The sequence below is a fragment of the Streptomyces sp. NBC_00989 genome (assembly GCF_045162655.1).
In the GTDB taxonomy this organism is placed as follows: domain Bacteria; phylum Actinomycetota; class Actinomycetes; order Streptomycetales; family Streptomycetaceae; genus Streptomyces.
On record NZ_CP108728.1, the window covers coordinates 10620637 to 10634322 of the forward strand.

Annotated in this window: 12 protein-coding genes; 9 read left to right on the forward strand and 3 right to left on the reverse strand. The window is 70.1% G+C overall.

Features of this window, described 5'->3' with window-relative positions; translation table 11 throughout:
• Positions 1-93 precede the first annotated feature (93 nt).
• Complete coding sequence (locus OG714_RS47870) at positions 94-1713, reverse strand: acyl-CoA synthetase (RefSeq protein WP_406130754.1); 1620 nt, start codon at positions 1711-1713, stop codon at positions 94-96.
• A gap of 167 nt (positions 1714-1880) precedes the next feature.
• Here OG714_RS47870 and OG714_RS47875 point away from each other — a divergent pair, with 167 nt between their 5' ends.
• The 5 genes from OG714_RS47875 (at position 1881) to OG714_RS47895 (ending at position 6303) form a co-directional block, all read left to right on the forward strand.
• Positions 1881-2681, forward strand: a complete 801-nt coding sequence (locus OG714_RS47875; RefSeq protein WP_406130756.1) for a crotonase/enoyl-CoA hydratase family protein — start codon at positions 1881-1883, stop codon at positions 2679-2681.
• A gap of 113 nt (positions 2682-2794) precedes the next feature.
• Positions 2795-3751 carry a Zn-ribbon domain-containing OB-fold protein gene (locus OG714_RS47880; RefSeq protein ID WP_406130758.1) on the forward strand — a complete coding sequence of 319 codons (957 nt, stop codon included), beginning with the start codon at positions 2795-2797 and terminating at the stop codon, positions 3749-3751.
• The gene (locus tag OG714_RS47885) at positions 3751-4815 is read left to right on the forward strand and encodes a thiolase domain-containing protein (RefSeq protein WP_406130760.1); all 1065 of its coding nucleotides are present in this window, start codon (positions 3751-3753) and stop codon (positions 4813-4815) included. Before OG714_RS47880 ends, OG714_RS47885 begins: the two co-directional genes overlap by 1 nt.
• Complete coding sequence (locus OG714_RS47890; protein ID WP_406130762.1) at positions 4812-5978, forward strand: thiolase domain-containing protein; 1167 nt, start codon at positions 4812-4814, stop codon at positions 5976-5978. Before OG714_RS47885 ends, OG714_RS47890 begins: the two co-directional genes overlap by 4 nt.
• Before the next feature lie 82 nt (positions 5979-6060).
• On the forward strand, positions 6061-6303 hold the full coding sequence (locus tag OG714_RS47895; RefSeq protein WP_019057879.1) for a DUF397 domain-containing protein: 243 nt from the start codon (positions 6061-6063) through the stop codon (positions 6301-6303).
• Positions 6304-6364: 61 nt separating this feature from the next.
• Here OG714_RS47895 and OG714_RS47900 read toward each other — a convergent pair whose 3' ends face one another.
• On the reverse strand, positions 6365-7333 hold the full coding sequence (locus OG714_RS47900) for an oxidoreductase (RefSeq protein ID WP_406130765.1): 969 nt from the start codon (positions 7331-7333) through the stop codon (positions 6365-6367).
• Positions 7334-7467: 134 nt separating this feature from the next.
• On the opposite strand from OG714_RS47900, the gene OG714_RS47905 reads away from it, so the two are divergent.
• From OG714_RS47905 to OG714_RS47915, 3 genes are all read left to right on the forward strand, one after another.
• Positions 7468-8070 (forward strand): TetR/AcrR family transcriptional regulator, encoded by a 603-nt coding sequence (locus tag OG714_RS47905; RefSeq protein ID WP_406130767.1) that lies wholly within the window; start codon positions 7468-7470, stop codon positions 8068-8070.
• Between the two features lie 70 nt (positions 8071-8140).
• On the forward strand, positions 8141-8560 hold the full coding sequence (locus OG714_RS47910; RefSeq protein ID WP_406130769.1) for a PPOX class F420-dependent oxidoreductase: 420 nt from the start codon (positions 8141-8143) through the stop codon (positions 8558-8560).
• 100 nt (positions 8561-8660) lie between these two features.
• Positions 8661-9566 carry a universal stress protein gene (locus OG714_RS47915; protein ID WP_406130771.1) on the forward strand — a complete coding sequence of 302 codons (906 nt, stop codon included), beginning with the start codon at positions 8661-8663 and terminating at the stop codon, positions 9564-9566.
• Between the two features lie 264 nt (positions 9567-9830).
• On the opposite strand, the gene OG714_RS47920 is transcribed toward OG714_RS47915, so the two are convergent.
• Positions 9831-10490: a pyridoxal 5'-phosphate synthase gene (locus tag OG714_RS47920; RefSeq protein ID WP_406130773.1), complete on the reverse strand. Its 660-nt coding sequence runs from the start codon at positions 10488-10490 to the stop codon at positions 9831-9833.
• A gap of 235 nt (positions 10491-10725) precedes the next feature.
• Between OG714_RS47920 and OG714_RS47925 the strand changes: the two genes are divergently transcribed.
• The gene (locus OG714_RS47925) at positions 10726-13638 is read left to right on the forward strand and encodes an ATP-binding protein (protein WP_406130775.1); all 2913 of its coding nucleotides are present in this window, start codon (positions 10726-10728) and stop codon (positions 13636-13638) included.
• Positions 13639-13686 lie beyond the last annotated feature (48 nt).

Here is a 13686-nt window from a genome sequence, read left to right on the forward strand (position 1 = left end):
CGGACCTGGCCCGGGCCACCAGATTCGTCACCATCGGTACGGCCGCACGCTACCGTCAGTTCAATCTGGCCCGCGCGTTGACCCACTGTTGACTCACTGATCTGCGGTGACTGCCACCTCCCGCGCCCACCGGTAGTCCGCCTTGCCGCTCGGCGACCGCTGGATCAACTCCGCGATCACCAGTTGGCGCGGGATCTTGTAGCCGGCGAGGTGGGTGCGGCAGTGCGTCTGGATCTCGTCCAGCGACGGCCGTACGGCACCCGCGCGCAGTTGTACGACGGCGGCCACATGGTTGCCCCACCGCACGTCCGGCACCCCGGCCACCAGTGCGTCGTAGACATCCGGATGCGACTTGAGCGCCTGCTCGACCTCCTCCGGATAGACCTTCTCCCCACCGGTGTTGATGCACTGCGAGCCACGGCCGAGAACGGTGACGACGCCCTCCTCGTCCACGGTCGCCATGTCGCCGAGCAGGACCCATCGCCGGCCGTCCTTCTCGAAGAAGGTCTCGGCGGTTTTCCTCGGATCGTTGTAGTAGCCGAGCGGCACGTGACCGCACTGGGCGACCCGGCCGATCTCACCGACGGCGACGGGCTCGTACGTAGCCGGATCGACGACCTGAGTACGGGAGTTGACGCGGATGCGGAAAGACTTCCCGGCCCCGGAGTCGGCCGTCGCCGTGCCGTTGAAGCCGGACTCGGACGAGCCGTAGTTGTTCAGCAGCATCGTGTTCGGGAGCAGCTCCTGGAACTGCCGGCGCACCGTCTCCGACATGATCGCGCCCGACGACGAGACACTGAACATCGACGAGCAGTCGGTGCCCTTCATGGGCCCGTTGAGGGCGTCGATCAGCGGGCGCAGCATCGCGTCGCCGACCAGGGACATGCTGGTGACCTTCTCCTTCTCGACGGTCCGCAGCACCTCCTCCGGCACGAACTTGCGGTGGATCACGATGCGTTGGCCGAAGTTGAAGCCGATGAACGCGGTGAGCGTGGACGTGCCGTGCATCAGCGGGGGAGTGGGGAAGAAGGTGATCCCCGCCCCGCCGGCCGCGACCCGCTCGGCCAACTCCTCGGGTTTCTTGACAGGTTCACCGGTCGGCGCGCCGCCGCCGAGCCCCGAGAAGAACAGGTCCTCCTGGCGCCACATCACGCCCTTGGGCATCCCGGTCGTGCCGCCGGTGTAGATGATGAACTGGTCGTCCGCCGACCGCGCCGGGAACCCGCGCTCGGGAGACCCGGTCGCTTCGGCGTCCGTGAAGGCCACGGCGGGTACGTCCGGTCCGTCCGCCCGCGCCGGTCCCACCCGTACCAGGTGCCGCAGTCGCTCCACACGCGGCAGCGCGGCCGCCACCCGCTCGATGAACTCCGTGTCGAAGACCAGCGCCACGAGGTCGGCGTCCTGGTAGAGGTACACCAACTCCTCTTCGACATAGCGGTAGTTGACGTTGACCGGTACGACCCGTGCCTTGAGGCAGCCCAGCACCGTCTGCAAGTACTCGATGCCGTTGTAGAGATGGAGCCCCAGGTGCTCGCCCGGACGTATCCCGGTGTCGATCAGATGATGGGCGATGCGGTTCGCGGACGCGTCCAACTCCGCGTAGGTCAGGCGACGTTCCGCGCCCGTGCCCGGGTGGTCGATGTACACGAGCGCCTCGCGGTCCGGGACCACGTCGACGACCGACTCGAACAGGTCGGCAATGTTGTACTCCACCACTCCTCCTGACGTCGGTTCGCCGGTCATCAGAGCAAAGGGCGCGGCAACTGTGAAGGGTCCGCGCAGAAGAAATCTGACTGAGTGTCAGAAACCCCTTGTACTGGCAGGGCGGCTCCTGCAACCTGTTCTCGTTCCGGAGGCGGTACGGCGACGGGAGGACGGCAATGGGCGGTACGGAACACCTGACCGTGCGGCGCGAGGGCGCCACACTGGTGCTCACGCTCAACAGGCCCGAGGCGAAGAACGCGCTCTCGTTGCCGATGCTGGTCGGCCTCTACGACGGCTGGATCGAGGCCGACGAGGACGACGCGATCCGCTCGATCGTGCTGACCGGCGCGGGGGGTGCGTTCTGCGCGGGTATGGATCTCAAGGCGCTGGCCGGGAAGGGCATGGAGGGGCAGCAGTACCGGGACCGGCTCACCGCCGACCCTGACCTGCACTGGAAGGCGATGTTGCGCCACCATCGGCCGCGCAAGCCGGTGATCGCCGCCGTCGAGGGGTACTGCGTGGCCGGCGGTACGGAGATTCTCCAGGGCACCGATATCCGGGTCGCGGGGGAGTCCGCGACGTTCGGGCTGTTCGAGGTCAAACGCGGACTCTTTCCGATCGGTGGCTCAACTGTCCGTCTCCAGCGGCAGATTCCGCGTACGCATGCCCTGGAGATGTTGCTGACCGGGCGTCCGTACAGCGCGCGGGAGGCGGCGGACGTCGGTCTCGTCGGACATGTAGTGGCGGACGGTACGGCGCTTGCCAAGGCGTTGGAGATCGCCGAACTCGTCAATGGGTGCGGGCCGTTGGCGGTTGAGGCGGTCAAGGCGTCGGTGTATGAGACGGCGGAGCTGACCGAGACGGAGGGGCTTGCGGCCGAACTCAAGCGGGGGTGGCCGGTGTTCGACACCGCTGATGCGAAGGAAGGGGCTCGTGCCTTTGCGGAGAAGCGGGCGCCTGTTTACAAGCGGGCGTAGCTGCACTGCTGGTCGGCCCGTTCGTGTCTGCGGGTTCGTTGTGGCTGGTCGCGCAGTTCCCCGCGCCCATGGGTGGGAGTGCTCGGCCCCAACTGTTCAGTTAGGAGAATGTCGTGCCTGAAGTGCTCAAAGCTCCCCTCGTCCTCGAATTTCCCTTCACCCGCTCCCTCGGTCCCGTCCAGAGCGCGTTCCTCACCGGGCTGCGTGAGCGTGTTGTCCTCGGGGTGAAGACCGCTGGTGGGCGCACCCTTGTCCCTCCCGTCGAGTACGACCCCGTCACCGCCGAGGAGATCCGCGATCTCGTCGAGGTCGGCGCGACCGGCACGGTCACCACCTGGGCCTGGAACCACGAACCCCGGCGCGGTCAGCCGCTCGGCACGCCCTTCGCCTGGGTTCTGGTCCGGCTCGACGGTGCTGACACCGCCCTCCTGCATGCCCTGGACGCGCCCGGCCCTGATTCCGTCCGCACCGGCATGCGCGTTCGTGTCCGCTGGGCCGAGGAACGCACGGGTGCCATCACCGACATCGCCTGCTTCGAGCCGTACGAAGGCGGAGAGGATGGCGACGAGGGACGCCACCCCGCCGCCCACACCGGTGAGTTCGAGGACATGGTCACCGGCATCGTGGCGCCCGCGCGTCTCGACTACCTCTACTCGCCCGGGCGTGCCCAGACCGACTACATCCACGCGCTCTCCGAGCAGCGCACCGTCGGTGAACGCTGCCCGTCCTGTCGCAAGGTGTACGTCCCGCCGAGGGGTGCGTGCCCCACATGTGGTGTCGCCACAGTGGAACATGTCGAAGTGGGGCCGCGCGGCACAGTCACCACGTTCTGCATCGTCAACATCAAGGCGAAGAACCTCGACATAGAGGTGCCGTACGTCTACGCCCACATCGCCCTCGACGGCGCCGACCTCGCGCTGCACGGACGGATCGGCGGCATGCCCTACGACCAGGTGCGCATGGGGCTGCGCGTCGAGGCGGTGTGGAGTGAGGGCGGCCGGTACCCGGATCACTACCGGCCTACCGGCGAGCCCGACGCGGACTACGACGTCTACAAGGAGCTGCTGTGATGCAGGGTGCTGCTGTGATGCGTGAGATCGCCGTCGTCGCCTTCGCGCAGACCGACCACCGGCGCACCACCGACGAGCTCTCCGAGGTGGAGATGCTGATGCCGGTCCTGCACGGCGTCCTCGAACAGACCGGCCTGAAGACCGCCGACATCGACTTCACCTGCTCCGGCTCCAGCGACTACCTCGCCGGCCGCGCCTTCTCCTTCACCCTCGCCCTCGACGGCGTCGGCGCCTGGCCGCCGATCTCCGAGTCGCACGTCGAGATGGACGGCGCCTGGGCGTTCTACGAGGCCTGGACCAAACTCCTCACCGGCGACGCCGACACCGCGCTCGTCTACTCGTACGGCAAGTCGTCCCCGGGTTCGGTGCGTGACGTCCTGACCCGACAGCTCGATCCGTACTACGTCGCCCCCCTGTGGCCGGACTCCGTGGCCCTGGCCGCCCTCCAGGCGCAGGCCCTCATCGACGCGGGCGACACCGACGAGCCCGCACTCGCCGCCGTCGCGGCCCGCAGCCGGACGGACGCGAGCGCCAACTCCCATGCACAGGTGCGGGGTTCGGTGCCGCAGGGCGACTATGTCGTACGGCCGCTGCGCACCGGCGACTGTCCACCGATCGGTGACGGAGCCGCCGCCGTGATCCTCGCGGCCGGAGACCGGGCCCGCGAACTGTGCGAACGGCCCGCCTGGATCAGGGGGATCGACCACCGCATCGAGGCACACGGGCTGGGCGTACGGGAGTTGACCGACTCGCCGTCCACGCGGCTCGCCGCCGAGAAGGCCGGTGCCTTCGAACGGCCCATCGACACCGCCGAGTTGCACGCGCCGTTCACCGCGCAGGAGGTCGTCCTGCGCAAGGCGCTGCGCCTCGGCGACGACGTGCACGTCAACCCGTCCGGGGGTGCCCTCGCCGCGAACCCCGTCATGGCCGCCGGGCTGATCCGCATCGGTGAGGCCGCCGCCCGCATCCACCGGGGCGAGTCCGACCGGGCCCTCGCCCACGCCACCTCCGGCCCCTGTCTGCAACAGAACCTGGTCGCCGTACTCGAAGGGGATCCGCGATGAGCAAGGAGCCCGTGGCCGTCGTAGGGATCGGCCAGACCAAGCACGTCGCCGCGCGCCGGGACGTGTCGATCGCGGGGCTGGTGCGGGAGGCGGCCCAACGGGCGCTCGACGACGCGGAGTTGACGTGGGCCGACATCGACGCCGTCGTCATCGGGAAGGCGCCCGACTTCTTCGAGGGCGTCATGATGCCCGAGCTGTATCTCGCCGACGCGCTGGGCGCCGTAGGAAAGCCCATGCTGCGGGTGCACACCGCCGGGTCGGTGGGCGGGTCTACCGCGCTCGTCGCCGCGAATCTCGTCGCGGCCCGTGTGCACGGCACGGTTCTCACGCTGGCGTTCGAGAAGCAGTCCGAGTCGAATGCCATGTGGGGGCTGTCTCTGCCGATTCCCTTCCAGCAGCCGTTGTTGGCGGGTGCGGGTGGGTTCTTCGCGCCGCATGTGCGCGCCTACATGCGGCGTACCGGGGCGCCCGACACGGTCGGTTCCCTGGTCGCGTACAAGGACCGGCGCAACGCGCTGAAGAACCCGTACGCGCATCTCCACGAGCACGACATCACGCTGGAGAAGGTCCAGGCCTCGCCGATGCTGTGGGACCCGATCCGGTACTCGGAGACCTGCCCCTCCTCGGACGGCGCCTGCGCGATGGTGCTCACCGACCGGGCGGGAGCGGCCCGCGCACCACGTCCGGCGGCCTGGATGCATGGGGGCGCCATGCGTAGCGAACCCACACTGTTCGCCGGAAAGGACTGTGTGTCGCCACAGGCCGGCAAGGACTGCGCGGCCGACGTGTACCGGCAGGCCGGGATAGCCGATCCGCGTCGGGAGATCGACGCCGTGGAGATGTATGTGCCGTTCTCCTGGTACGAGCCCATGTGGCTGGAGAACCTCGGATTCGCCGACGAGGGAGAGGGCTGGAAACTCACCGAATCGGGAGTGACCGAGCTGGACGGCGACCTTCCCGTGAACATGTCAGGGGGTGTTCTGTCGACCAATCCGATCGGTGCCTCGGGCATGATCCGCTTCGCGGAGGCCGCGCTTCAGGTCCGTGGCCAAGCCGGAGAACACCAGGTGGAAGGTGCTCGACGGGTTCTCGGGCACGCTTACGGCGGCGGATCCCAGTTCTTCTCGATGTGGCTCGTGGGCAGCGAACCACCCGCCTCCTGAAAGGTCCCCCTCACGTGGCCTGTTGGCATCAGAAACCGATCGCTAGGCTGGCCGCGGACGACGAATCGGGAGGAGCACGGACGTGGCCGAGAGCACCATCCAGCAGCACCCGCTTGCGGGCTGGGACAAGCCGGAGCTGGACCTCAGTGACGCCGATTGGCACTCAGGCAGCCGTGGACTGGGGGATGTCCAGATCGCTTTTGTCGAGGGATTCATCGCGATGCGCAACAGCGGCCGCCCGGAAAGCCCTTCCTTGATCTTCACGCCCGCGGAATGGGGCGCGTTCGTGTCGGGGGCGCGGGAAGGGGAGTTCGACCTCACCTGAAGGTGAAGGTTCCCCAGCGAGCCATCGGGGGAAATGCGCACAGGCGTCTTCAGCCCGGCCTTCACTCGTGAGAGTGGCGGCCGGGCTGCGTGCCTGATGGAAACGCGACGCCGGTCATGTCCTGAGAGAGCGCCCACAGGCGGCGTTGCAGCGACGTGTCGTACGACTGCGGGCTGGAGCGGACCACCTTGGGGTACCCCTTGCTCTGCTGGAATCCGCGTGGGCCGTAGTACTCACCACCCCGTACGCCCGGGTCGGTCGCGGCGCGCAGCACGGGCAGTGCTCCCCTCTCGGGGGACTGCAGGAGCAGCGGTCGGATCGCCGCGAAGGCCGTGCGGGTTAGGGCGGAGGAGTGGGACATCGCGCTCCGGGAGCCGGTCGTGTCGGCGCCGCCGGGATGCGCGGCGACGGCCAGCGGCCCGCCTGCGGGCAGTCTGCGGTCGAGCTCGTAGGTGAACAGCAGGTTGGCCAGCTTGGAGTGCCCGTACGCGGCGGTCCGGTCGTACGGGCGCCCGCGCCAGTCGAGGTCGTCGAGATCGATCGGGCCACCCATACGGTGACCCGCGCTGCTGACGGTGACGACGCGGGAGGCGGGCGAGGCCGGCAGCAGGTCCAGCAGCAGCACGGTCAGGGCGAAGTGCCCCAGGTGGTTGGTTCCGAACTGGAGCTCATAGCCGTCCGAGGTCGTCCGGTGCGGGGTGTACATCACGCCGGCGTTGTTGATCAACATGTCGATCCGGGCGTAGGCATCTCTGAGTTCCCCGGCCGCGTCGCGGACCGAGGCGAGCGAACTCAGGTCGAGCCGCTGGACGTGCACCGTCGCCGTCGGCGCGACGAGAGCGATCTCCTCCGCCGCGCGCTTGCCCTTGTCGGTGTCCCGCACCGCCAGGACCACCGCTGCCCCGCGCAGGGCGAGGGCCTTGGCCGTCTCGAATCCGATGCCGGTGCTGGCACCTGTGATCACCGCGGTGCGGCCGTGCTGGTCGGGAATGTCGCGGGCTGTCCAGTGCGCGGGCTTCGATCCGGTCATCGGTTCCTCCAGAAGTCGTACGGGGACTAGGCGGCCGCGAGGGGCAGCCGTGGCCTGCTTGCCTGGCCAGCCGCCTGCCCGTCCTCGAAGGTGAATGCCGTTCACCTATGGTGAATAGTGTTAACCTTGTGGGCATGGCAGTCAAACGGCGTCCCACCGGCGCCCACCACGGGGATCTGCGCAACGCGCTGGAGGAGGCGGCTCTCGCCCTGGTCGGCGAGCGCGGCCCACACGGGTTCACCCTCGCCGAGGCGTGCCGTAGGGCCGGGGTGAGCGTGTCGGCCCCTTACAAGCACTTCAGTGACCGGGAGGCACTGCTGGCCTCGCTGGCTCTGAAGGGCTACCAGGAGCAGCGCCGTCGCTACCGCACCGCGCTGGCCGCGCACTCGGACCCGGTCGAGCAGTTGGCGGCCTTCGCGACCGCCTATGTGCGGTTCGCCGCCGAGGAGCGCGCCCTCTTCGACATCACCTTCCTGGCCGGCCTCGACAAGAGCCGACATCCCGAACTGGCTGAGGCGGGCGGTGCCTTGCACGACGACCTGATGCCCGTCACCAGTCGCATCGCCCCCGACCCGGACGAGGCGTTCGAGCTGCTCGTCCAGGTCGCCGCGGCAGCCCATGGGCTGGCCCTGTTCCAGCAGCAGGACATGCTGCCCGGCCGCTGGAACACCCGGTCCTCCGTCGAGGAGCAGGCCGCGCGCACGGCCCGTGCCCTCGCCGGCCGGAAAACCCGCTAGCCCCCGGAAAACCCGCTAGCCCCCGGAAAACCCGCTGGCCCCCGGAAAACCGCTAGCCCTGGAGACCCGCATGACCACCCCACGCAGCGACTTCGACCAGGCGCTCGACCGCATCGGCAGAGGAAGCCACGTCAGCCTGACCACCTTCCGCCGCAACGGCCAGGCCGTTCCCACCCCCGTCGGCAGCCTCGTAAAGGACGGCACCCTCTACGCCCTGACACCGCCGGAGACGGGCAAGGCCAAGCGGATCCGCAGCAACCCCCAAGTGACCATCGCCCCGTGCAACATGAAGGGCGTCGTGCCCACCGACGCCCCCGTGGTGCGGGCGACCGCCCGGCTCCTGGATCCTGCGGAGACCGTCCGCGTCCAGGAGATGATGAGGCGACGCTTCTTCATGTACCGCCTGGTGCGCCTCGCCGACCGCGCTCTGGGCCGCGAACGCCGACTCGTCGGCATTGCCGTCACCGTCGCGGAAGGGTGTCCCACCTGATTTTTCGGACACGCGACCTTGAGAACCCTTCCGGGGCCGACGCCTGAGCCAGGCTGGCCGCAGTAGGGGAAGGTCCCGTTACTCCAGAGGTGAGGAACCCATGAGCACCCTGCCGGTCATCGCGGCGGTCGACGGTTCGGACGACAGCCTGCGTGCCCTGGACTGGGCCCTCGACGCGGCCCGTGGACGCGGGGCGCCGTTGCGGGTCGTCCATGTGTGGCAGTACGCCGCGGCCTGGACACCGCCCGGCGTCCTGGTCGCCGGGCCGCCGGAGCCGGACGAGGACGAGGTGCTCGACCAGGTCCGTACGTATCTCGAAGGGCGTGCCGACCGGCCGGTCATGGAATACCTCGGGCTGCAAGGCGCACCTGGTGCCGTACTGCCCGAACTCGGGTCCACCGCACAGCTGTTGGTGCTCGGCTCGCGCGGTCGCGGCGGCTTCGCCAGCCTGCTGCTGGGCTCCAACGGCATGGCCGCAGCCCGCGACGCCGACTGCCCCGTCGTCGTGGTGCCCCGGCCCGGACGTGAGGTCCACGGCGCGATTCCGGCCGAACCCGGACCCCGGGTGGTCGTCGGCCTGCACGTGGACAGCCCCGACGAGGCCACCCTCTCCTTCGCCTTCACCGAGGCCGCCCTGCGCGGAGCCCGCCTCCAGGTCGTCGCCGCCTACCCGTGGCCGCCGCAGGCCTGGGCGTCCCCCGGCGAACTCGTCCCGCCGGTCATCGACCAGGACGCCATCGAGAACGAGACCCGCACCCTCACCGAGGCCCTCCTCGCCCCGCACCGCGAACACCACCCGGACGTCCGGACCGAGCCGTACGTCGCCCCGGGCGACGCGGCCGGCCACCTCGTCGCCGCCTCCAAGGACGCCGAACTCGTCGTCGTGGGCCGCCACCGCCGCCGCCTGCTCTCCCCGGCCCGGTTGATCGGCTCGGTCACTCAGGCGGTCCTGCTGCACGCGGCGAGTCCGGTCGCGGTGGTGCCGCCGACGGCGTTGGAGCAGTGAGGAAGTCCCTTTTCCCTACGGTGATTTGGCGGGGCGAAGTCGAGATGGCCGCGCCGAGTCGGTGGGGCCGTGCCGCCGTCCCGGGGACGCCGTTCAGCTTCAGCTAGGCGAAGGGTCACACCCCCGCGCGGTCAAGTCGCCATATCCGCACCGCCGTTCACCCCGGTCACCCGAAGGGCCGCACCCCATGGTCAAGTCGCGATGGCTCCGCCGCCGTTCGACCTCTTCGGTCCGAGGTCCCCCACCCCACAAGCAACTTACCGATCAAGGCCACAACAATTGCTTGAGCCACCCCTCGCCCCCGCCCTCACGCACGTACACAAGCCGCGTATGCCGCCGCTCCTTGTCGCCCTGCCAGAACTCGACCGACTCCGGCCGCACGGTGTGCAGGGTCCAGCCCGGGGCCACGAGATCCGGCTCGTCCTCCAGTCGCTCCAGTGACTCCTTGACCGCCGCGTCCCGTTCGGCGAGGTCAGCCAGCGGCTGCGACTGGCGGCCGACCAGTGCCTCCGCGCGGGCGCCGGTGCCGCGGGCCAGGAAGTCCGCCGCGCTGTTCGCCTCGCCCGCCGCCACGACGGGACCGCGCACGCGGATCTGGCGGGCGAGCGGTGACCAGTAGAATGTCAGGGCGGCGAAGGGCCGTTGGGTGAGATCGCGGGCCTTGACGCTGCCGCCGTCCGACGCGAACCGCCAGCCGTCCGGGCCAACGCCCTTGAGGATCAAGGTCCTTGCCGTCGGGTTGCCGTCGGCGCCGGCCGTCGAGACCGTCATCGCGTGCGGCTCGCGCACACCGGCCTCCAGCGCCCCCAGCAGCCACTCCGTGAACAACTCCGACGGGGTGTCCGGCGCGGCCAAGGGGTCGAAGGTGGGCAGTTCGCCCGCGAAGACCTCCAGGTCGCGCAGCAGCTGCCGTAGATCGTCCATCGACGTTCGCCTCCCAGTCCGAGGGGCAGTGGTGATCCCATCGTCCGTCTCGGGCGGGACTTGATCAAGCGGGATCCGTGCCCCTGTCGTCCCTGGCGAAACTGGAAAACCGGCCGGTACGCCTTCGTCGACTACCGGGTCGCGCGACCCTCGGGGAGCGTACGCTGAGGTCCCTGTAGCTCACGGTGCGCGTTCGCTCCCCGCGCGGGCGCACCACCGTGGCAGGGGGTATGGCATGGGGCAGCGGAGTGCACGCAGCAGAAGGACACTCCTCGAACGGGAGAGTGAACTCGCCGCCGTGGACGAGGCGTTGGGCGAGCTGACAGGTCTGCGCACGGACGGCGGTGAGCCGGGAGACCGGCCGCGCGGTGCCCTGCTCGCCTTCGCGGGACGGGCCGGTATCGGCAAGACCACCCTCCTCACCGAAGTGCGCCGCCGGGCCGCGGCGCAGGGCTGCACCGTGCTGTCCGCACGCGGCGGCGACCAGGAACAGCGCGTCGCCTTCCACGTCGCCCGACAGCTGCTGCAACCGCAGTTCGCCGGCTCGGCCGACGCCGATCTCCGCTCCTCGCTGGGGAGTTGGTACGACATCGTCGGCCCGGCCCTCGGGCTGTGCGCGCCCACCGAAGGTTCCCCGCCCGACCAGCAGGGTCTGCGTGACGGCCTCGACTGGGTGCTCACCCACCTCGCGGTGCAGCGTGCCCCGATGGTCCTCGTCCTCGACGACGCGCACTGGGCCGACCCCGAATCGCTGGGCTGGCTGGCCGCGTTCGCGCCCCGCGCCGAACAACTCCCGCTGCTGGTCGTGGTCGCCTACCGTCCCGACGAACTCCCCGACCACGCCGAGTCGTTCAGGGGGCTGCCCGGCCGGGCCGGCGGACGCCCCCTCGATCTCGAACCGCTCAGCGTCGTCGCCGTGGCCGATCTGGTCCGGGAGACGCTCGGCGCGCACGCCGACGACGCGTTCTGCCACGAGTGCTGGGCCGTCACCGCCGGGAACCCCTTCGAGACCGTCGAACTCACCGCCAAGATCCACGACCGGGGCCTGACCCCCACCGAGGCCGGGGCCGACCAACTGCGCGACCTCGCCGCCGCCGTCAAGGGCAGCGGCCTCACCACCCGCCTCGAACGGCTCGGCACCTCGACCGTCCGCTTCGCCTGGGCCTGTGCGGTCCTCGGCACCGAGCCCCATCCGATGCTCGCCGCCGCCGTCGCCGGACTCGGCCACGAGGAGGCCGCCGACGCCGTCGACGCACTGCGTGACGCCCGTATCTTCACCGGCACACTCACCGCCGCGGGCACCCTCGAATTCGTCCACCCGCTCATCGCCACCGCCGTCTACCGGGCCATCCCCGCCGGCGTCCGCGTGGCCCTGCACGGCCAGGCCGCCTGGTGCGTCATCAACGAGGGGCAGGGCCCCTCCGCCGCCGCCCGCCACCTCATGGAGACCCACCCCGACGGCGACAACTGGGTGGTCCAGCAACTCCGCGCGGCGGCCGGTGAGACGCTGCGCGCCGGCGCCCCCGACACGGCCCGCAGCTATCTCGCCCGCGCCCTGCGCGAACCCCCGCCCTTCGACGACCGGGCCGCCGTCCTGTACGAACTGGGCAGCGCCTCCCTGCTCACCGAGCCGGCGACCACCGTCAACCATCTGCGGGCCGCCCTCGAAGAGCCGATCAGCGACGCCGGCCTGCGGCAGAACATCGTCTACCGCCTCTCCCAGGTCCTCGCCCACAGCGACCGTCTCGCCGAGGCCTCCGGCACCCTCGCCCGCGAGATCCGTGTCACCGGCGATGCCCGGGTCAAACTGCGCATGCTCTCCGAGCAGTTCATGTGGGACGCCTTCCGCGCCGACGAACCCGACCACCCCTCGCGCTCCCGCCGCCTCACCAAACTCGCCGACCGCCTCAAGGGCCGCGACCTCACCGAGCGGTACATCATCGGCCTGCGCACCTGGGACGCCGTACTCCGTGGTGAGCCCGCACATGTGGCGCTGCATCATGCCGAGCGCGCGTTGGCCGGTGGCCTCGGCTGGGCGGAGGCCGACCGCGGCTTCGAGGTGCCGGTACTGGTCGCCCTCACCTTCATGTACTGCGACCGACCGGGCCGCGCGGAGGAACTCTTCGCCACCGGCATCGCCGACTTCGAACAGCAGGGCTGGCGCGGAGCGCACCTGTCCTTCGGGTACACCTTCCTCGGCTACCTCCGCTACCGGCGCGGCCGTCTCGCCGAGGCCGAGGACTTCGCCCGCGCGGGCCTGCGCCTCGCCGAACGCGTCGGACCGGGCACCCCCGTCTACTGGTACGGCACCGGCATCCTCATCGAGGTCCTGCTGGCCCGCGGCCGGGTCGCGGAAGCCGTACAACTCGCCGAGGACCACGCCTTCGCGGAACCCTTCCCGGCCGCCGTCGTGTTCCCGGACGCCCAGACCGTCTACGGCGAACTGCTTCTGGCCCGCGGCCTCGCCAAGGAAGCTGCCGCCGAACTGGCCGCCGCCGGCCGCCGGCTGGACCCGCGCGGCATCCGCAACCCCGCCTGGTGCCCCTGGCAGCTCCACCTCGCCCGCGCCGAACGCCACGACACCCCCGAGCGTGCCGTCGCCACCGCCCACGAAGCGGTCGCCCGCGCCCGCCAGTTCGGCACCCCGTCCGCCATCGGCCAGGCCCTGCGCATCGCCGCCGAGGTCTCCTCCGGCTCGGCCCGCGCCAAACTCCTCGAAGAGTCCGTCACTCACCTCGAACGCTCCCCGGCCGCCTATGAGTTGGCCTGCGCCCTCGTCGCCCTCGGCACCGAACTCCGCCGGGTAGGCAGGTCCAAAGAGGCAGGTGACTACCTCTACCGAGGCCTGGACGCAGCCGTCCAATGCGGCGCCGACGGCCTGGCGGACACGACCCGCGCCGAGCTGGCGGCAGCCGGCCTACGCCCCCGCCGCCTCCACAGCGCGGAGACCGACACCCTCACATCCCAGGAACGCGCAGCCGCGACCCTGGCCGCCCAAGGCAGTACGGACCATGAAATAGCCGTAGAACTCCACACGGAAGAACAGACGGTGGTGCGCTTGCTCTCGTCGGTCTGCCGGAAGGTGGGCACGGAACGCTCAGGGCTGGAAACGGCACTTGTCCAGCCAACGCGGGACGCACCCACCTAGGGGCGCGGGGAACTGCGCGACAAGCCACGACGGACCCGCACCCGACAA

Bases quoted from the DNA above. Each gene is read 5' to 3' on its own strand.
- OG714_RS47910 (WP_406130769.1), top strand. From the start codon at position 8,141: ATGACCACCCCACGCAGCGACTTCGACCAGGCGCTCGACCGCATCGGC.
- OG714_RS47905 (WP_406130767.1), top strand. From the start codon at position 7,468: ATGGCAGTCAAACGGCGTCCCACCGGCGCCCACCACGGGGATCTGCGC.
- OG714_RS47890 (WP_406130762.1), top strand. From the start codon at position 4,812: ATGAGCAAGGAGCCCGTGGCCGTCGTAGGGATCGGCCAGACCAAGCAC.
- OG714_RS47900 (WP_406130765.1), bottom strand. From the start codon at position 7,333: ATGACCGGATCGAAGCCCGCGCACTGGACAGCCCGCGACATTCCCGAC.
- OG714_RS47875 (WP_406130756.1), top strand. From the start codon at position 1,881: ATGGGCGGTACGGAACACCTGACCGTGCGGCGCGAGGGCGCCACACTG.
- OG714_RS47885 (WP_406130760.1), top strand. From the start codon at position 3,751: ATGCAGGGTGCTGCTGTGATGCGTGAGATCGCCGTCGTCGCCTTCGCG.
- OG714_RS47920 (WP_406130773.1), bottom strand. From the start codon at position 10,490: ATGGACGATCTACGGCAGCTGCTGCGCGACCTGGAGGTCTTCGCGGGC.
- OG714_RS47915 (WP_406130771.1), top strand. From the start codon at position 8,661: ATGAGCACCCTGCCGGTCATCGCGGCGGTCGACGGTTCGGACGACAGC.
- OG714_RS47925 (WP_406130775.1), top strand. From the start codon at position 10,726: ATGGGGCAGCGGAGTGCACGCAGCAGAAGGACACTCCTCGAACGGGAG.